The following is a 19,583-nucleotide window of genomic DNA, read 5'->3' as shown; positions in this document are numbered from 1 at the left end:
CCCACTTCCCGTTCCTCCGTGCGCCGTAACTATGGATTTTTATATTCCATCGGTATATTAGGGGTGCTGATGATTAAATTGTCCATTCCAGGCTTGCCCTCTCTTTCCTCTAGAAGCACACGTCTCCGTTGACTCAACTACATTTAAAGTGTACATCAGGGTCGAAAAAAATGATATCGTCAATAGAAAAGCCAACACATTCAGCAAACATATAAGCCTTATCGACTCGTAAAGGAATCTTATATTGTTCATAGTCAATATAGGTCCTCTTAGCCATTCTTAGCACTTTCGCCATTTCATCCTGGGTTAAACCTTTATACTTCCGCGCTTGCTTAAGTGTGAATTTAACCTGTGTCATATCTTGTCACCTCCTGTCTAAAAAATGATATCACACTTGAAGTATAGTTACCATCAATTTTTTGTAAAATTCACGCACTATGAGTTTACTCACTTTCACTCATGGTGTATATTCAAATGAGAGGTGAAGAATTATGCACATTGGCGAACGGATAAAAATATTTAGAAAAGAAAGAAAAATGACACAAGAAGATTTGGCAAAGATATTAAAGGTGGCCCCGACGGCAGTATCGGCTTGGGAATCCGGCCGGAACAAACCTTTAATGGATAAGTTGACCATGATGTCCACATGCTTTGATATACCGCTATCTCACCTCGTTGACGGAACTCCAATCGTTAAAAATAATTCTTCCATGGAATATTTGAACGAAAAGAATGTTAGATTAATTGGTGTATATGGAAATATCCCTGCTGGAGAGCCTAATTTTACGAATGAATATATAGAAGCCTATATGCCGACATTGAATTCCATGCTTAAAAACAACAAAGATTATTTTTTTCTACGAGTAAAAGGAAACAGCATGAACAAAGAGTTCAGCGACGGGTCCTTAATCCTTGTTGAGAAAACCAGCTACCTGGATAACGGGAAAATTGGTGTAGTCTTGGTAAATGGTCATGAAGCTACAGTCAAGCTAGTGAAAAATGAAGGAGAAACGATCACACTCACTCCCTGTAGCACAGACCCTTTTTATGAGAAAAAAACCTATCATATTAAAAATGATCACGTCAAAATATTAGGAAAAGTGGTTCAAGCCATTAAAATATACGATTGATATCATTTTGTTCATACATATACGATCGACTGAGTACAGACCACCATCGGTTTGTACTTTTTTAATTTCAAAAAAAATCCGTTTGTGTCACTTCTAAAAAAGAATACCTTACAATAAATTTCAGCCCTGACACTTATTTTTCATATAACAAGCCTTATTCCATTATCCGGTTCAAAGCTACTTTTAAGAATTGTATAATGAAGTGATAGATAGTTGCCTCTGTAGCTCAAGAAGGGAAGAACGCGGAAAACATTGTAGCCAACGGGTCGCAAGGTAAGGGTTTCAGAAGCACCGAAAAGCAAATTAGCTAAGTCAGGTGTAATTCCTGTCGGTGAAAATCCGTAGGGAAGCGTGTTCCCCCCCTAGTCTATGCTTACGAAAGGAGTGCGAGTTCGAATCCCTTCAGAGGCATATAAAGAGCAGCCATACTTCAAGCCGGAGAATGACTTTCACCAAACACTCCTCCCCTATTCAAATGAAAATAAGCAAGCCTTACTTATTTAAGGCTCCTAATGTTAAACCATCCAAAACTGTAGGCGATGGAGATTTTATTATGACTATACGTGAGCGCCGAACATTCACCAAATTATAAGAGGTCATTCACTAACGCAACGCAGGTCCGTTTAAAGAAAAAGATCATGTAACGCCTCTTTAAGTGAAATTTGCTGATGCAATGAAAAGAACTAATCAGTTAGAAATGAAGAATGTTAGGTTAAAGCAAGCCCCGCTAATCATGCGAAGAAACAGATGTGATTCTAAACAACGCCCCCCGAATACCCAGTATCAGCAATATGTAAAGTCTCTAAGATTCCAATTCTAGCTTCATTTTCACACTGTGTGGAATGAAACGGAAGGCAACGAGACTCCTGCGGGAAATGCGCGTCCACTTGAGACCCCGCAGGCTGAAAGCCGAGGAGGATCAAGGACCGCCTCTGGATAAGCGAGTGCCTGCAGTGCAATGAAACGGACTTAGTACCATTGTTTACAACTATGGACAATGGAAGTCTAGCTTCATTTTCATACTGAGTGGAATAAAACGGAATGCGGCGACACTCCTGCGGGAAATGCGTGTCTACTTGAGACCCCACTGGCGAAGTGAAGTGCAATGAAACGTCCAAATTAAGATTCTCCCACTCTGGGCATCCAGTATACTAACTTAGTTTTCACGCAAAGTGGAGAGAAACGGAAGGTACAAAACTTCTGTAGGGAAAGTACCGGTCTATCTTATTAAAATGAAAAATCTGTAGACAAACTCCATTATTGCGAGTTATTCTACAGACCGATCCTCCATCTAAAAAGGCATCATTCACTTGTAGTTTGCATCCATCTCACCCTGTCAGCAAAAGGACTATATTACTTCACTCGTACTTTCTGGTTTACGACAATGGTGTACTGGCTGTCAAGGTCGTTCCACTCTTTAATTTGTTGAACAGTACTGCCATATGCCAGACTCAAAGAATATACGGTGTCCCCACTAACAACGGTGTGATATACTGCTGTATTTTTCTTTTTAAGATTAAAGCATTTAACCAGACCGTTTACATGTCCGCGTGCAAGCGCTTCGATAAAGGATGATGTTTTTAATTTAGCTGCATCATTGGCATTATCGACAAAGCCATTTTCCGTTAGAAGTGCAGGCATGTCCGATTCACGAAGTACATGTAAATCCCCTGTTTTTTGTCCCCTATCTTGGAGGTTGATAAGTTTCATGACCTCTGAATGAATATGATCTTGATAGGTTTTCGTCTCCCTGCTCGTGGACGTATAGATGTAATCCTCATACCCAGTGCCTCCGCCAGCATTATTATGGATGGAGAGAAATAAATCAGCTCCCCAAGCGTTCGCTTGATTGGTTCGATCGCTTAAAGATGGAAAGGTATCTGATGTTCTGCTCATCTTTACAAAAACGTTCATATATTCGATTATCAAGATGTCCTTGATACGAGTCGCGATGGATAATGTTAAGTCTTTTTCCTTCAAACCATTTCCGACCGAGCCAGGATCGGTACCGCCGTGTCCGGGATCAATAAATATTTTCACCATTTTAATCACCTCTATTAATCTTATGTACCGGAAGGAAAAATGCTTGTACACGTACACTAACGGATTAAAAAAATCTCTAATTTCAGGAATTTCTTTTTTTGTTTCGACCCGGTTCCGTTGCCCTTGCAAATGATGTCTTCTTCTCTCTGCTAATTTATTAATACCTACGATTTTATCAGCCCTATATTATGCAGTCGATCCCATCATGAATAAGCTACCTTCTATTATTTATTTTAGTTTGATAAAATCTTATCAAATGGTCATGTTCCTATATTCGTTTCACTAGACAGATTCTTTTAATGGAGTTTACATCAAAAAGACGAGATCAAGGTGCGCTAAACTAATTCAAGGAAAGGAGTGTAATATTGATGGACTTAAGAGCAGATGAAGCTATACCGTTCAAACAATTGGTTCAGAAGTTAGATCGAGGAAACAAGCTCCTTCGTGCCTGGGAAATAAAAGGCGGGATTTCTGCACAGGTTACAGGATTGGAAATATTACAGCCTAGTGGAACTATCGTACGCGTGATCGTTCGTCAGCATGGTGAGAATGATTTGAAAAGGAACCCCAATATTGCAGCGGATGAGTACAAGCTTTTAGAAATATTGACAAACGAAGGTTTGTCCGCTCCAAGGCCATATTATTTCGAGCAAGGCGGAGCCGTTTTTACTAATCCATGCTTAATTATTGAATATATCGAGGGCAGTCCAGAATTTTCCCCTTCCGATTTAACTGATTATATTTTCCAGCTGGCAGCTACTCTAGTTAAAATCCACTGTTTCGAATGTGAACATCTTGATCTTTCTTTTCTTCCAAGACAGGAAGAACAGTATGTGAAAATGGTAGCAGCAAAAAAGGTAAATATGGACGAAACTTTAAATCAGGGCTTGATCCGTGATGTCTTAAAAACCACCATTCCATTTTCCTCCTTGAATCAGGATGTAATCCTTCACGGAGATTATTGGCCAGGAAATATATTATTTATAGAAAATAAACTTGCTTCGGTAATTGATTGGGAAGACGCAGCGTTAGGCGATCCTTTGGCTGACCTTGCCAATGGTCAGCTTGAAATACTTTTTCATTTCGGAATGGCAGCAATGGCAGACTTTACCCATCAATATATATCGATGATGCCAGGCTTGAATTTGAGCCATTTACCATTCTGGCAATTATATGCAGCCTTAAGATTAGCTTCATTTCCTGAATGGGGCTTGGAAAAAAGCAAGGAAAATATCATGCGGGAACGACACAGTTCATTTGTTCATCAAGCGATAAGCATCATTGGTAAAAGTTAAGATGAATGGGCTTTGTTTGCTGACAATATTTTTTAAAAAGGCATTTATACTAGTCCCTTTGCCGTTTATTTTCATAAACTAATAATGATTAATAAAATAATTACGGGAGGTGTTGAAATGTATAATAAACCATGGGGGCATCCACATGGCGGCCACCGTCCACCGCAATATTGCCCACCGCAGGCGATGCCTGTTCAGTATGATCCGTCTCAAACTTCCCCAACAAGGCATTTTGTTAAAACCAATATCATTAACACTGTCATTCCGGTTTTTCACCCCGCGCATATCACAACAGTAAATAAACACGTCATCACTTATAAACATTATTTCCAACAAAGGAACAACGGCGTGAATGGGTATTACCCCCAAGCCTTTAGTTGTGGACCTTCGAGGAGCCGATTCGGATATTAATTATTAAAACCCCCATTCGGGGTTTTTATTATGAATTTAGCGCGCACTTCCCGATCCGGTTGTTACGTTAGTTCAAACACAAGTTTTCAGTATAATCATGGTTCGAACTGTAGGTATATTCTAGGCGGCTTAAAGATGCGATTACTCTACTTCAACATATAATACATAAGGTTGAAATTATCCTCAGGGGTTAACTATTCCCTTAATATATCGGCAGGTGATAATCATAACTTACCCTCTTTTTATAGTTACTGGCATTAGTGGTTCCGGCAAATCCTCTACCTCATTGGAACTACATAAAATCTCGTTTGATGCTAATATCAACGTATACGACATGGATCTTATTGTAAATGATGAAAATTATCACCAAGCTTGTGATAGTTGGTTGAAAATTGCCTTTTATAGTGCACATTCCGGCCGTAATACTATATTATTTTGACATGTACCTGATCCTTATAATGTATAAATCTGTGACCATTTCCCTTTTTTTGCCCCTGTTTACTACCTGCACCTCTATTGCAACGACAAAGCGCGCACAGACCGGTTAACGTCACGTGGAATATGGACGCTCAAGAGCATTGAATATATGAATGTACTATCAAGGAATTTAGTTCAGGAAGCACAAACAGCATCTATTCCAATAATAGATACTTCAAGCACTTCGACCCAAAGTGGCGAAATTGAAAAAAATGGATATTGAAAAACTTGCCTGATTAATTCTCTATCCTTTTATGAAAGCTTTCTGATGCAATTTCAATTGGAAAACTTTCATCACATTAGTAACCATCTCTCAGGAAGAACATATCAGTCACACAAGCTAACAGATGCGCTTGACAATAAATCAATCGGTATTGTCTAATATAAAAGACCTTCCAGCTAGTTTAGTATTATATGAATCAAATCTTTACATAAAATTTGTGATGTATTGAGCATTATTATGCTACTTTAAATTGAAGGAACATGCATAGACAAGGCTGCGAAGATCGTACAGGCAGTTAAGCAGAATGCAGAACACTAGCATAATCCATAAGGTAATGGAACTTAGAATAATTTTCAGTCAGGTCCGTTTTACATCTCATTGTTGATAAGATGCTTGTGATGTATTTGAGCAATTCATGAAAATAGGAGGAATTCATTTTGAATCCATATGCATTTTTGGCAATAGCGATCATAAGTGAAGTGTTTGGCAGCTCCATGTTAAAAGTATCGAACGGCTTTAGACGGTTTTTTCCTTCCATAGGTGTGGTAATTGGAATGGGCTTAGCCTTTTACTGCCTATCCGTATCCCTCATAACCATCCCACTTGGTACGGCATATGCAATATGGTCCGGGATTGGCACTGCATTGACTGCTTTAGTCGGAGTCATCATTTATAAGGAAAGCTTCAATCTAAAAAATTTTTTTGGCTTAGCCCTTATCATCGGTGGAGTCATCATATTAAAGCTCGCAGCTGGATACTCTCAATGACATTTAACAAATCGGAGGTTATAGAATGAAAGGTTACATCGCTTTGGGAATTTCCATCATTAGCGAAGTGTTTGGTACGACCATGCTTAAGATATCTGACGGGTTCACTGGCCTATTCCCAACGCTTGGCGTTATCATAGGCTTTGGAACGGCGTTTTATTGCCTATCTTTATGTCTTAAAACGATTCCGTTAAGCTTAGCCTATGCCATTTGGTCGGGTATCGGCACCGCTTTAACGGCATTGATAGGCATACTGCTCTGGGACGAGCCATTCAGTTTCGTTACACTGGCTGGGTTGATCTTAATTATTGGCGGAGTCGTTTTATTGAACGATACCCATACTTCGAAGCAAACAAAGAAATCATTAACCTGAACTATAAAGGAGAACACAGTCATATATAACATGTGCTCTCCCTCTATTTAATTAAAGCAATCGCTTTTCATTTATTCTAATAGACTTGCCGCTGAATCTGTGTATGTTTTGGCCCATTGGGAAAATGGAAGTTCATTGTTCCAAGAAACCATATTCATTGCTTTTGCACATCCCCAATCTATAACCCGTTGATGAAGCATATGTACTCTAATACGTTTTTTTATGTCTTTTTTTTCTTCAGATTCACTACAATACACGCTAACTAAATGCTTGGCAATTTCTGATTCATCGTTATTTAGATAAAATATAATCATTTTTATTAAATCTGAAATAGGGTCTGCAAAATATGAATTCGTAAAATCAAATACACCACTTATTTCCCATCTGCTAACCTCTGAATATATCAAAAAGTTCTCAAGCTTAAAATCACCCATTACAAAGGTGGGAGAGGAGAAATCAACAAATGCATCTTGCGAATCGTACAATAAAGAATTTACCCAATCGAAATCTTCAGACGTTATTTTTGAATATTTTTTTGCATCCTCTAACCAAAACATTATTCTGTTGTAAAGCCATGAAGCGTACGTACCCTTAAAAGGAATAATATCGAATTTTTCTAAATTAAGCTCTCCAAATCCATCTGCTTTCCAAGTATGAAATTCAGATAATGTTTCAGCAATTAATTCAGCTATTCTATACTTGTCATCTAAATCGAGACTGTTTTTTAGATGTTCCGAATTTAGGTGTTCGCCTTGAAGACGAGGCATTAAGGTATAACTCCACTCAAAAATTTCTTGCGAGTTATCAACTATATATGGCATTGGCACAGACACATTTGTTCTTTTCTTGAGATTTTCCACAAAGAACTTTTCCTCACGGAATTGGCCATTATATAGTGGGTTTCCTTTAAAAACGAAATCTCCTTCGGTTGATGACACGAACATAGTTTGGCCCATAGCTCCATTTGCTGTTTTTCTAGATGAAATCATTTTACCCAAATTATATTTGTCAAGCATTAATTGTAATTGATCATCATATATTATTCCTAATTTATTGGATGCAAAGATTATTTCTGCAGTCATATAAAGTCCTCTCTATGTTTATTTACTAAACTCCAGTATAGTAATTACTTCGGTACCCATTCAAGAATTCCTGTTTGTTTTTAATCGGATCCATACAAAAAGACGCAACTATTTAAGTGCGCCTTGTTGTTTAATAACCTATATGCATTACTTTTATTCTTCTAATTGTTATGTTATTTCTCTCATAGATATATGCTGATCACGGGGTTACCAAGTCCGTCTTGCAAAGTCGGTGAACTTGAATTTATCTGGTCTATGCCTTGATTCACTATACTGAAACAAACTTCCATCCATTAAATGGACCGTACTTTTCACAACAGCGACCATATCATAGTCTTCTATATCCAATAGCTGTTTATCTTCTTCACTGCATGGCTCCACGGTGATTTCCTTATTGGAAAATCCAATCTTGTGCCCCAGTTCCCCTTCGATATATCGATAAATTGAATCCTCACAAATTTCCTTGGTCAAGTTCGTTACGAACTTACTGCTGAAATAGTCTTTGTCCAAAATGATTTTCTTGCCGTTGATTTGCCTAACTCGGAATACCTTCCACACTTTTTCAGCTTCATTTAAGTCAAGAAGCTTAACCATATTTGAATCAGGTTTCTCGAGTTCCATCTTATGAATGATCGTTTTGGAATGCAGATGCAACTTTTCCACCATTTCTTTATATGATATCAATCCAGCGACAGGAAAATTAAATTTACTGAAATCCAACACGAAGGAGCCCTTGCCTTTGATTTTATGAATATACCCATTTTGTTCAAGCAAATGTAAGGACTTTCTCACGGTATCCCTCGAAATTCGATATTCTTCCATAAAACTACTCTCGGAAGGAAGCTTTGAATTAGTGCGAAAGATTCCTTCTTCGATTTTTGCAACGATATCACTGTATAGCACTAAGTATTTACTGTTCATTTCATCACCACGATATATTTTGTTAGTCAGCTACTCCTTTTTCAACAAATAAACAATCGATTCATACGGACGCAAGATGAAATCACCTGAAAGCTCTTTTGAATCGAGATAATTCGAGACTAGGATCTCTGACTTGAATCCGGTTAGGCTATTGGGAAGTTCGAAGGAAGCATCCTTCGCATAAAAGTTATTGATGACCAAAAGCTGCTCATCTTCATAACTGCGGACAAAAGCGAATAGTTCATCATGGTCTCCAAGAATTTCCTGATAGCTCCCATATGCAATGATATCATGTTTCTTCCGTAATAATAGAAGTTTTTTGTAATGATAAAATATGGAATCCTGATCTTTGAGTGCTTCTTCCACGTTAATGACCTTTGCATTATCAGGCACGGTAATCCAAGGGTTTCCACCAGTAAAGCCTGCATGCTCTCCATTATCCCACTGCATCGGGGTCCGGGCGTTGTCACGGGATTTAGCTTGAAGGATTTCCATTATTTCTTCTTCATCTTTCCCTTCTTCTTTTAAAATATTAAAATAATTAATCGATTCCACATCGCGATATTGTGTGATTTGCTTGAATTTCGCATTGGTCATCCCTATTTCCTCGCCTTGATATATATAAGGGGTTCCTCTAAGCATGTGGATGGCCGTTGCAAGCATCTTGGCCGATTGCTTTTGATATTCTTGATCATTGCCAAACCTCGACAGTATTCGCGGCTGATCATGGTTGCACCAGAACAGGGCATTCCACCCATTTCCTTCCTGCATCCCATATTGCCAGCTGCTTAGGATTTCCTTTAACTGCTTGAAATCAAAATTTGCAATCGACCACTTTTCGCCATCCTTATAATCCACTTTGAGATGATGGAAACTGAATACCATCGACAGCTCCTTTTCACTTGGAGATGAATATTTGATGCAATGGTCGATACTCGTTGATGACATTTCCCCTACCGTCAACACCTCTTCATCTTTGCCAAACGTTTTTTCATTCAATTCCTTAAGATATTGATGGATCTTTGGGCCATCTGTATAAAAACAACGCCCGTCTCCATCGTAATCGTTCGAAAATGACCCGGGTTTGGAAATGAGATTGATGACATCCAGCCGAAATCCTTTTACACCTTTTTCCATCCAAAAGGTAACGACATCATAGATTTCCTGTCTTACTTTCGGGTTTTCCCAGTTAAGGTCAGCTTGTGTACGGTCGAACAAGTGAAGGTAGTACTCATCAAGTTCCTCTACATATTCCCATGCAGGGCCGCCGAATTTCGATATCCAGTTCGTAGGAGGTTCCCCGTCGGGCGATTTCTTGAAAACATAATAATCCTTATACTCTTTCTCACCTGCCAACGCTTTTTGGAACCATTCATGCTCTGTCGAAGTGTGGTTGAATACCATATCCAGCATGATTTCCATATTCCTCGAATGTGCCGCCTTCACCAATCTATCGAAATCATCCATTGTCCCAAACGCGGGATCGATGGAAGTATAATTCGCTACATCATAGCCATTATCGTTTTGCGGTGAACGGTAAAATGGCGTCAGCCAAATATAATCGACTCCAAGTAATTCGAGATAATCCATTTTTTCAATCACACCATTGATATCCCCGATGCCGTCCCCGTTGGAATCCTTAAATGATTTTGGATAAATTTGATAAACGGTACTTTTTTTAAAATCCTTCATGTAAAATCCTCCTCTGCTGTTTCGAGACATTTTGCTAGTATGATAAAAAAAGAGGGAGACTTCTCCCCCTTGCATGTTTACGCATTTAGTTTTGTTGGTTTCGTTCTCGTTTTCAAATTCATTCGAGGCCGCTTGGAAAAGACGATGGTCAAAATGAATGGTACGATGAAGGCAACCAGCATCGCCAACGCAAACATTCCCATATGCTTTGCCTGGATGGAAAGGATACCTGGGATCCCGCCAACACCGATTGAGTTTGCCATTACCCCAGATCCGACGGATACGATGCCAGCAAACATAGAACCAATCATACCGGCCAGGAACGGGAAGCCATATTTCAAGTTAATGCCGAACATGGCCGGCTCGGTTACACCGAGATAACATGAAATCGTAGCTGGAATCGACACTTGTCTTTCCTCCTCATCCTTTCTATTGATGTAAATCATTGCAAGTACAGCCGTTCCTTGAGCAATATTGGATAAAGCGATCATCGGCCAAAGGTTCGTTCCATGTAATTCACTCATAAGCTGCAAATCGATTGCATTTGTCATATGATGCAAACCTGTGATGACAAGCGGTGCATAAGCAAAGCCGAACACGGCAGCGAATAGCCAGCCAAAGGATGAAGTCAGACCAGAATATACAACTGTTGAAATGACTGTGCCGATTTTCCAGCCTATTGGCCCTAAAACGGTATGGGCAATGATTACGGTTGGAAGCAGTGCAAAAAACGGAACGACGATCATTGAAATGGAATTATGCACTCTATCTCTTAGGAATCGCTCTAAATATGCCAAAACAAAGCCGGCCAGTATCGCCGGGATAACTTGGGCCTGGTAGCCGATCATATCGACTTGGGCAAAACCGAAATCCCAAAAAGGAATGTCACTTGCCTTCGTCCCTGCCACTCCATATGCATTAAGAAGCTGTGGAGACACTAGCGTTAAACCAAGGACGATGCCGAGAATTTGCGTGGTGCCCATTTTCTTCGAGATGGACCATGTAATCCCAACCGGAAGAAAATGAAAAATAGCTTCGCCTATCAGCCAAAGGAAGCTGTGAGCCCCTGCCCAAAATTGGGAAATTTCCACTAGCGTCTTCGTGCTATCATCGAACATTTTAATATCCCCGATGATATTACGGAATCCAAGAATGAGTCCCCCGACGACTATCGCTGGAATTAGCGGGGTAAAGATATCCGCAAGATGGGCAATCATACGCTGCAGCCAGCTCATATTCTGTTTAGCTGCTTCTTTCACATCATCTTTTGACGCTTCCTGTAGTTCAGCCATGGAAACGAACTCATTATAAAAGGATGATACTTCATTGCCGATGATGACCTGGAATTGCCCGGCTTGTGTAAAGGTTCCTTTTACTAGTTTAATTGACTCAATTTTCGTTACGTCCGCCTTGGCGGGATCTTTCAGTACAAATCGCATTCTTGTCGCACAATGCGTTACCGTGGCAATATTTTCTTTCCCTCCAACATATTGGAGCAAATCCTTTACTGGTTCAGTGTATTTACCCATTTGAGTACTTCCCTTCCTTAGAAAGTAAAATATAATAACTCCCCCAAACCTGTACGTACAAGATTTGGATACGCTTTCATATTATCCTGTACGTACAGGTATGTCAACAATTTTTTTTCAATCCTAACATTCAGTAACTAAATAAAAAAAACTCTCCCCGATTGCTGCTGGGAAAAGGGTGGACCATGCATCTTTTTTTCTCACGACAATGTGTGATCAGGCAATGGCGGTGTTTGTTTAAGTGTTACATGCGTTTCTGCCACTTCCACTCCGTTTACAAGCAGAGTTACTTTATGGAAGCCCTCATAATGACGGCGCGTGGTCAAATCTTTCCAATTGTGAATTCTTACCCTGTCAACGCGCTCTCCAGCTGCAAAAATCCGATCTGCTAAAAGAAACAGTTTACGCGACGTTTTTTGTTTCGCCTTCACAAAATCGATACCGTATTCAATCCGTAGCTTCACTTCGGCTTCCACCTGAAAGCCAAAATGAAGTTCACTAGTTTCTCCAATTAAGATGGAGTCTGGCTCATTTTTAATAAAAGCAGCTGAAACGATTGTCGTGTCATTCAATACATCGGAGTAACCAAACATGGCAAGCACCTCAGGGTCCGCTTGTCTGACAAGGGACCTGCATCCTCGCCGGATGATCCAATTCGTATTCGGGTCGCCGCTCTCGTGCCAGCGCTTGGCAATTTGAATGACCGTCTTGGGATGGTCCTTGGCAATATCATTCAAGTTATTGGCCACACTTTTCCGAACATAAAGCGAAGGATCGTTTTTTAAAAGTTCAAGCAATTCCAGTACTGGCTGTGGATCTGCTTTGAACATCGGTAAAGATTGACCCCAAGGTAATCTTGGTCGACATCCTTCACTGGCCAATCTGCGGACATGCTCATTGTCATGCAGGGCCCATTCCTTCATTTTCGAAATCATCAAAGCGGGCTCAAGCAGAATGAACGCCCGAACTGCAAATTCAGAGGAAGAGCTTGCAGTAAAACGCTCCAATGCCTCCAGCGACAACGGCCAATCTTCTTTATTTAACCCATGCACCTCTACAAAATCCGGAAAAAATAAATACCTAAAACCTGTACAATCCTTCTCCAATCGAAACAAGATGTTCAAGGCCTCTTGATAATCACTTGGAAGATGCCTGCCAAGCGAAATCGAAATATGCCTGATCCGCTCTTTCAATTTCATCTCATTCCAATCGTCGTTCATCACTTCTTCACAAAAAGATTGAGCAGAAAAGGCTGGATGGACGCGTCGTACTTCTTCACTGAATTCACGTATGAAAGCAGCACTATATAAATCCTTTAATGGTTCAGCCATTTTTTCACTTCTTTTCCTCGTGTTTTCTTATCCCATTCACCAATCATAGCATCTTCCCCCATTATGTAACAACCAAGCCCGGCTTCGCAATATTTCGGCCGGTTTCGTCGATAATCCGACTTAATTGGGATTAATTCAGGGTACTTCGACGATAATTCAACCTAATTGGGATTTATTCGACCTACTTCGACGATAATTCGAGCAAACTCACCAATAATTCGACCTAACTTGGAATCATACCGGGAAGAATATAGAAAGTCCGGCGAAAATAAATAAGGCGCGGTATTAAGCTCCCGCACCTTTTGTAGCTATGAATTTTAGTTAATTGATCTTTATTGTATTTTCTTCAAGGAAAATCGAGATATTGTCTCCTTTAATTCCTGCATATGCCCCTTTGCTTATCAATTGTTTTCTTTCTGGATGAGCAAGAAGCCATTTATTTTTCATAAATAATAGCTTATCTTCTTGTGTCGTTTTTTCCATGTCCTGTTTTAATGGCTCATTTGTGCCGGCTGGCAAGATAACGATTGTCTTGAACCCCTCAGCGTTTACTTTGCACGGGGCAAAATGCAAGGTTGTACTATATAACTCTATAGCCGTTCCTTTCGGGATAAAAAATGCCTCTATATTGGTAGAATCATAGCTGTTGTCGTGAATGTCTTGTACCTTTCCCAATAGGAGCACAAGATCCGTCACCGCAATGTTGATTTCACTGCCTTTATGGTATTCTAAACCATTCAACGTTGAGTTTGGACCATTACAATATCCAATTTGAATGGGCATTTCTCCATAAAATGCAGTTTGAATCCGTTCTTTCACGGTTGTATTTTCCATCTCCGCAACAGAGGGAGTATAGATATTTTGATCCTGCGGAATCTCCATTTCTTTCATATATTTTTGTAATTCTTGGAAATCATATCCGGTGACTATGTTACCGTATGGTGTAAAGGTACGATCTTCAATATGAAAAAAAGAAATATGTTTATTTAAATTTCTTAAAGTTTCGTATTTTGACAATCTCACTCAGCTCCTTTCATCCATTTTAAAAGGCCCTCAAATTAAAATCTATGAGGAACCTTTCAACTTGGTTATTGATTATTATTTCAATACGGGTGCTTCGGTAATCGTGTTATCCCAAGCATTGCGGAATTTATCCAAGCCATAATCCGTAAATGCATGGTGGAAGCTTTCCTTGTAAACATCAAATCCACAAGTCACAATGTGAGCCCCGGCTTTCGCTGCATCCACGATCTGTTTGCCGTTCCGTAAAGCAGCCACGATAATTTCGGTTTCGAAATTATATGTTTTATAAATATTTGCGATATCTTTAATGTATTGAGTCGTGTCATCTCCGCTATTTTCTTTCCATCCAACGAAAGGCGATACGAAGCTAGCCTTAATTCTTCCAGCTTGCAAGGCTTGTGAAGGAGAAAAAACAAGCGTTACATTCGTAGGAATTCCTTCTTTTTCAAATTCCCTCGCCGCAATCAAGCCTGGTTCCGTACAAGGAATTTTAATGACGAAATTGGAAGACAATTGTGCAATCTTCGTTCCTACTTCAACCATTTCTTTGGCATCGTCCAAATGAGGATTAATCTCGACTGAAATAGGAAAGTTCTCAACGCCTTTAAACTCACTTCCTAGTTCATCTAACACGGTAAGAAATGGTTTACCACTGGTCATGATGTGCCGAGGATTTGTTGTCACTCCATCAATTGCCCAATTTTCGTATGCATAACGTACTTCCTTAATAATGGCACTGTCCAAAAAATATTTCATAGTTTGTTCCTCCTCATGTGTTTTAAAGATATCTACGTTTTAGATAAATGTCACTACCTTTAACTCTATAATAAAAAAAAGATATCTATATTTCAAGCTTTTTCTTTACAGATTCTAGTAAAGTTATTTTTTATGCCAGATGCCCGTTAGTTTTTTTAATGTAAAATAAACTACACTATGCCAACGTTACGGGCTCTTCAACTTACATTCATCACAGTTAAATCTGGCAGTCATATCCTTGATTTTTTTACATAGGTATACCTGATTTACGCTCATTAAGATCTTTTACGATATTATTGTATTTATCATCTGATAGCTTATAAAAGAATGCCATTACAATAATGGTTGCCATGGCTAAAGTACTTGGATATATGAACATAAGTCCTCTAATCCCTTCAACTACATTAGCATTTTGCACAGCATTGGGAACATAACCAACCAAACCTAAAACAATTCCCGGTATAAATCCCGCGAGAGCCTGAGATAGCTTGCGACAGAAAGTGAAAAATGAATAAACAACACCTTCAGATCTATTGCCTGTTTTCCATTCCCCGTATTCAACAGCATCAGAAACGAATGCCCAATTCAAACTATTCACGAATGCGCTTCCAAAGAAGGCAAAACATGCTAAAATGATAAATATTATGGCGTTATCCGCAAAAATATAAGCCAATAAATCGCCAACTGCCCAAATTGCACAGCCTAGTATATACGTGTATTTCTTTCCGATTTTTTTGACCATGAACGGAACTAGTGCTACACCAATAAACACACAGCCAATGCTAAAAAAACCCATGTAAGGAACGATTGAAACATTTTTCAAAACATATTGGCAATAATATACTTGTACCGCGAGCTTTACATTGAAGGCAGAAAAAGTAAATAAGTTCACTAAACATAACACCAAAAGAGGAGTATTTTTTAGCAACCCTTTATAACTCTCACTCAGTTTTACCTTGCTTTCTTTTGGCTTCTCATATACATATCTTTCTTTTACATTCTTATAACAATATAGCTGAAATAATATACCTAAAAAAGCAAATACAGATACAGCCACTATGTATCCAGTCGATTCACTATTAAACATAAGCACGATGGGCATGAACCCAACCGTAGTAATAAGTAGGCCCATGTTTGATCCTGCTTGCCTGAACGCAGCTAATTCCGCTCTTTCTACAGGATCTTTGGTCATCGCTGGAACCATTGAACCGTAAGGAATATTCGAAATGCTATAAATAGTCCCAAAAGCCATATAGGTTGCATAAGCCCAGATCATCTTTCCGGTGAGTGAAAAATCTGGATTGGTAAAGCTAACGATTGTAATGAGTGCTAACGGTACTGTCGTATAAAGGATAAAAGGTCTGAATTTCCCTTTAGGACCAATCCTTCTTCGATTATCAACCCATGTACCTACCGAAATATCGGCAAACGCATCCCATATTTTAGTAATTAAGAAGATTAATCCTGCTGTTGCTGAAGGTAATCCGAGCGAGTCCGTATAAAACTTAAGCAAATATATTTGACCTAAATCAAATAAAAAGTTATTGCCTACATCTCCCATTCCGTATGCGATTTTTTCCTTAAGCTTCAATTTCTTAGAAGTATTAACTGGACGAGCATTGTTTTGAATGACTGATTGTTCCATAAGTTCTCTCCTTTTAAATTCCCATTTTAAAATTTAAGAAAATCCCATATAACTAATTGTCAATAATCCTTCATAAGAAATGCACACTCTAAGATCGTTCTTACAGGTGAAAATCTATCATCACACCTCCTCCTACCATCGCTTTAGAAATACTTTCACCTAACATTACTATCTTTTTGAAAAAGTTATTATGTTTTAACTATATTATGAAAACGCATACAAAATAGCAAGCCTTTTCCTTATATTTTTTCATTTGTTTTGAAAATTCAATTTTATTAGTTGTGAATTTCTTTACCCTCAAAATATTTTTTCATTTATTAAACTTCGTTTCATCTTTTTTCGCAACACCTGGATTTTTTTTGAAGTAATCTTCTATTCTTTAGTTTTCAGGATTTTTTTGTTTTTTTCATTCTTCACTTGTAATTTTGTAAACGTATTCTTATAATGAACAAAGGTACTGATTATTATTTAAAGGTAACTATGTTTACTATAGTTACTACTAGCCCCATATTTATGGATATGCAATCGAGATTTAGAAGGAACATGACAAAAACAAATTACATGGAGGTTATTGAAATGAGTACAAAAAGAAAAGAAATAAACAGTAATTTTTTCTCAGGCTTTTTAAATGTTGATTACTTATCTGAAGAAGATAAATACATTTATAAAAAAGAACAACAAAAATATAAATTTAACGTGATTGGTGCCGGTATGATTGGTCATGAGCATATTAAAGTCACCATGCTTGAGGGAAGAGCGACCATTCATGGTATTTATGACTTGGATAAGAAAAGTATCGAAAATACGAAAAGAATGTTCTCGGAAAACTTCTCTGGACATGATTTAGTCGACTATCCTACTCTTAAGGATGCTTGTCATGACCCACAAGTAGATGGACTAATTATTTGTACGCCGAATTATACCCATCTTGAGATTGTGAGAGAGGCTGTCAAATCCGGAAAACATATTTTACTAGAAAAACCTATGGCTACAAATTTACAAGATGCATTGGAAATTAAGGAACTTGCTGATGGCTATGAAGGAATTTTTCAAATTGGCCTTCAATATCGTTACAAAGCGATTTACAACGAATCGATTCATGAGGCGATCGAGAGAAAATCAATTGGTGATATTAAAACCATTAGCATTGTAGAACATAGAATTCCATTCCTGGATAAAGTGAACCAGTGGAATAAATTTTCTAAGTATTCAGGCGGAACTCTCGTTGAAAAATGTTGTCATTATTTTGACCTTTTAAACTTATTTGCTCAATCTAAGCCTTCTTTCGTTTATGCAACTGGAGGAAGCGCTGTCAATTTTAACGATTTTGAATATAAAGATCAAAAATCTGATGTAATCGATCATGCTAATGTCAATATCGTTTATGAAAACGGTGTGAACACGAATTTTAATTTGTGCATGTTCTCTCCTATGTTTTATGAAGAAATTACGATATGTGGAGATGAAGGAAGACTTAGAGCTTATGAAAACGATGACTTTTTACCAGTGAATAGACCTAATACACATTTGGAAGTACTAAGTGGTGAAAGTAAACCTACAAGAATCTCCACTCCTTGTTATCCATCTGTTATCCAAAGCAGTGGACATAATGGCGGAACGTATTATGAGCACAAATACTTTATTGATAATATTGAAGGCGTTTCAACCACCACTGCCACTGTAGAAGAAGGTTTTTGGTCTATTGTCGTCGGCATCGCAGCAGAAGAATCAATAAAAACTGGAAAAGTAGTATACATTGATGAATTGTTAAAGAACATCCATGACGGAAAAGCGACAGTCTCAAATTAATTAAATCGGCGAAGCATGAAAAAGGCGGCAATCCCCTTTTTACGGGTATTGCCGCCTTTTTCATATTTCTTGCTATTGAACTTAAAGCTTGGCCCGTTACCTCCTCATTTTGGTTTCCCCCACTTTCCATCCCTTTCATCACTCTGAGATAGCAAGCCACTGACAAGCAACTTTATTATAGAAGGAACCTGGCACTAATAAAAGAGCTCGTAAACAAAATGGGTTCGGAATTTAACGCTCCGAACCTCTTTTTAAAGAACGAGAATCACACTCCCCCTTTAATTCTTGTAAGTGCTTTAATAGCTCTCCCGTTTAGCAAAGGAAACAATTAAAGATCATTCCATACAAAGTACCGTTTGCTAAGTAATCCTTCTTATACTCGAGGACGTGTTTGGGACGAAAATTTTTTTGAATGGATGTCAGTTTAACTAAAGGTTTTCCTACCGAATACCTATCGTTCACCAAGTCATACATGTAAACCAATTGCAGCCTCTAATTTCCTAACCAAATGGTTGATCCAAAATACTGTATTCTTAGAGATAATTTCATTTATAATGAAGAATTGTATTATTATGTCCGTTATCTAAAATTAAGGCTGTTTTCGCATACTTTGTTGCTATTCGCTAAGTAATGCCGTGTGGTTATCTTCCCCTCCAATGTACAGCTTTCAAGAGGGCGTGCGTTGAGCCTCCTCGGCGTGAGCGTATGAACCTCCATTAATTAACACCCAATTGAAGTAAAGAAAAGTCATACATTCCAACACTGGGAACTTGATGTCTATTTATTTGCTGATAGTAATTCCACGACTTATCCATAGACTCACAAAAAAAGGTTCGTCACTTTTCAACGATACCTTAATTTTAATTTAAACCTAGACTTCCTATTAAGTTTAATAGTATGTCTCTAATTAAGCTGTAGATATATGAATCTTTAAGTGATCAGCGAATTTTGGTATATGAGAAAACGGCCATTTTAAAACAATAAAGACTTTAGAGTTCTATTTAAAGGTTAAATCTGAGTGGATTGAAACGGAAGGCAACGAGACTCCTGCGGGAAATGCGTGTCTACGTGAGACC

General features: G+C 38.5%; 16 protein-coding genes. 6 read left to right on the top strand and 10 right to left on the bottom strand.

Going from position 1 to position 19,583, the window contains the following annotated elements:
- Positions 1-133 precede the first annotated feature (133 nt).
- A complete protein-coding gene (locus ASU00_RS11035; protein ID WP_057913529.1) occupies positions 134-358 on the bottom strand; it encodes a helix-turn-helix transcriptional regulator in 225 nt (74 codons plus the stop codon).
- A gap of 133 nt (positions 359-491) precedes the next feature.
- Between ASU00_RS11035 and ASU00_RS11030 the strand changes: the two genes are divergently transcribed.
- Positions 492-1,130, top strand: coding sequence for a LexA family protein (locus tag ASU00_RS11030; protein ID WP_057913528.1), 639 nt, complete (start codon positions 492-494; stop codon positions 1,128-1,130).
- Positions 1,131-2,483: 1,353 nt separating this feature from the next.
- Here the strand turns inward: ASU00_RS11030 and ASU00_RS11025 are convergent.
- Complete coding sequence (locus ASU00_RS11025) at positions 2,484-3,173, bottom strand: N-acetylmuramoyl-L-alanine amidase (protein WP_057913698.1); 690 nt, start codon at positions 3,171-3,173, stop codon at positions 2,484-2,486.
- A gap of 368 nt (positions 3,174-3,541) precedes the next feature.
- Between ASU00_RS11025 and ASU00_RS11020 the strand changes: the two genes are divergently transcribed.
- From ASU00_RS11020 to ASU00_RS11010, 4 genes are all read left to right on the top strand, one after another.
- Positions 3,542-4,468, top strand: coding sequence for a phosphotransferase family protein (locus ASU00_RS11020; RefSeq protein ID WP_057913527.1), 927 nt, complete (start codon positions 3,542-3,544; stop codon positions 4,466-4,468).
- 117 nt (positions 4,469-4,585) lie between these two features.
- On the top strand, positions 4,586-4,879 hold the full coding sequence (locus ASU00_RS24455) for a CotD family spore coat protein (protein ID WP_161809723.1): 294 nt from the start codon (positions 4,586-4,588) through the stop codon (positions 4,877-4,879).
- A 1,137-nt stretch (positions 4,880-6,016) separates the two neighbouring features.
- A complete protein-coding gene (locus ASU00_RS11015) occupies positions 6,017-6,346 on the top strand; it encodes a DMT family transporter (protein ID WP_057913526.1) in 330 nt (109 codons plus the stop codon).
- A 25-nt stretch (positions 6,347-6,371) separates the two neighbouring features.
- On the top strand, positions 6,372-6,719 hold the full coding sequence (locus ASU00_RS11010; protein ID WP_057913525.1) for a DMT family transporter: 348 nt from the start codon (positions 6,372-6,374) through the stop codon (positions 6,717-6,719).
- 71 nt (positions 6,720-6,790) lie between these two features.
- On the opposite strand, the gene ASU00_RS11005 is transcribed toward ASU00_RS11010, so the two are convergent.
- From ASU00_RS11005 to ASU00_RS10970, 8 genes are all read right to left on the bottom strand, one after another.
- Positions 6,791-7,801 (bottom strand): phosphotransferase family protein, encoded by a 1,011-nt coding sequence (locus ASU00_RS11005; RefSeq protein WP_057913524.1) that lies wholly within the window; start codon positions 7,799-7,801, stop codon positions 6,791-6,793.
- Between the two features lie 207 nt (positions 7,802-8,008).
- Positions 8,009-8,722 (bottom strand): trehalose operon repressor, encoded by a 714-nt coding sequence (gene treR / locus ASU00_RS11000; RefSeq protein ID WP_057913523.1) that lies wholly within the window; start codon positions 8,720-8,722, stop codon positions 8,009-8,011.
- Between the two features lie 30 nt (positions 8,723-8,752).
- Entirely contained in the window at positions 8,753-10,414 is a 1,662-nt protein-coding gene (gene treC / locus ASU00_RS10995; protein ID WP_057913522.1) for an alpha,alpha-phosphotrehalase, read from the bottom strand.
- 77 nt (positions 10,415-10,491) lie between these two features.
- The gene (gene treP / locus ASU00_RS10990) at positions 10,492-11,943 is read right to left on the bottom strand and encodes a PTS system trehalose-specific EIIBC component (protein WP_057913521.1); all 1,452 of its coding nucleotides are present in this window, start codon (positions 11,941-11,943) and stop codon (positions 10,492-10,494) included.
- A 200-nt stretch (positions 11,944-12,143) separates the two neighbouring features.
- Positions 12,144-13,274: a DNA alkylation repair protein gene (locus ASU00_RS10985; protein WP_057913520.1), complete on the bottom strand. Its 1,131-nt coding sequence runs from the start codon at positions 13,272-13,274 to the stop codon at positions 12,144-12,146.
- 321 nt (positions 13,275-13,595) lie between these two features.
- Positions 13,596-14,297 carry a DUF4867 family protein gene (locus ASU00_RS10980; RefSeq protein ID WP_413783517.1) on the bottom strand — a complete coding sequence of 234 codons (702 nt, stop codon included), beginning with the start codon at positions 14,295-14,297 and terminating at the stop codon, positions 13,596-13,598.
- A 75-nt stretch (positions 14,298-14,372) separates the two neighbouring features.
- Complete coding sequence (locus tag ASU00_RS10975; RefSeq protein ID WP_057913518.1) at positions 14,373-15,053, bottom strand: transaldolase family protein; 681 nt, start codon at positions 15,051-15,053, stop codon at positions 14,373-14,375.
- 247 nt (positions 15,054-15,300) lie between these two features.
- Entirely contained in the window at positions 15,301-16,698 is a 1,398-nt protein-coding gene (locus ASU00_RS10970; protein WP_057913517.1) for an MFS transporter, read from the bottom strand.
- A gap of 576 nt (positions 16,699-17,274) precedes the next feature.
- Between ASU00_RS10970 and ASU00_RS10965 the strand changes: the two genes are divergently transcribed.
- Positions 17,275-18,507, top strand: a complete 1,233-nt coding sequence (locus ASU00_RS10965; RefSeq protein WP_057913516.1) for a Gfo/Idh/MocA family protein — start codon at positions 17,275-17,277, stop codon at positions 18,505-18,507.
- Positions 18,508-19,583 lie beyond the last annotated feature (1,076 nt).

The sequence above is a fragment of the Peribacillus muralis genome, assembly GCF_001439925.1.
Taxonomy (GTDB): domain Bacteria; phylum Bacillota; class Bacilli; order Bacillales; family DSM-1321; genus Peribacillus; species Peribacillus muralis.
This window is presented reverse-complemented; position numbering and strand designations above follow the sequence as displayed.

What these genes read in the sequence shown, in the direction of transcription:
- ASU00_RS11035 (WP_057913529.1), bottom strand. Translation starts at nt 358, where the DNA reads ATGACACAGGTTAAATTCACACTTAAGCAAGCGCGGAAGTATAAAGGT.
- ASU00_RS11030 (WP_057913528.1), top strand. Translation starts at nt 492, where the DNA reads ATGCACATTGGCGAACGGATAAAAATATTTAGAAAAGAAAGAAAAATG.
- ASU00_RS11025 (WP_057913698.1), bottom strand. Translation starts at nt 3,173, where the DNA reads ATGGTGAAAATATTTATTGATCCCGGACACGGCGGTACCGATCCTGGC.
- ASU00_RS11020 (WP_057913527.1), top strand. Translation starts at nt 3,542, where the DNA reads ATGGACTTAAGAGCAGATGAAGCTATACCGTTCAAACAATTGGTTCAG.
- ASU00_RS24455 (WP_161809723.1), top strand. Translation starts at nt 4,586, where the DNA reads ATGTATAATAAACCATGGGGGCATCCACATGGCGGCCACCGTCCACCG.
- ASU00_RS11010 (WP_057913525.1), top strand. Translation starts at nt 6,372, where the DNA reads ATGAAAGGTTACATCGCTTTGGGAATTTCCATCATTAGCGAAGTGTTT.
- ASU00_RS11005 (WP_057913524.1), bottom strand. Translation starts at nt 7,801, where the DNA reads ATGACTGCAGAAATAATCTTTGCATCCAATAAATTAGGAATAATATAT.
- treR (WP_057913523.1), bottom strand. Translation starts at nt 8,722, where the DNA reads ATGAACAGTAAATACTTAGTGCTATACAGTGATATCGTTGCAAAAATC.
- treC (WP_057913522.1), bottom strand. Translation starts at nt 10,414, where the DNA reads ATGAAGGATTTTAAAAAAAGTACCGTTTATCAAATTTATCCAAAATCA.
- treP (WP_057913521.1), bottom strand. Translation starts at nt 11,943, where the DNA reads ATGGGTAAATACACTGAACCAGTAAAGGATTTGCTCCAATATGTTGGA.
- ASU00_RS10985 (WP_057913520.1), bottom strand. Translation starts at nt 13,274, where the DNA reads ATGGCTGAACCATTAAAGGATTTATATAGTGCTGCTTTCATACGTGAA.
- ASU00_RS10975 (WP_057913518.1), bottom strand. Translation starts at nt 15,053, where the DNA reads ATGAAATATTTTTTGGACAGTGCCATTATTAAGGAAGTACGTTATGCA.
- ASU00_RS10970 (WP_057913517.1), bottom strand. Translation starts at nt 16,698, where the DNA reads ATGGAACAATCAGTCATTCAAAACAATGCTCGTCCAGTTAATACTTCT.
- ASU00_RS10965 (WP_057913516.1), top strand. Translation starts at nt 17,275, where the DNA reads ATGAGTACAAAAAGAAAAGAAATAAACAGTAATTTTTTCTCAGGCTTT.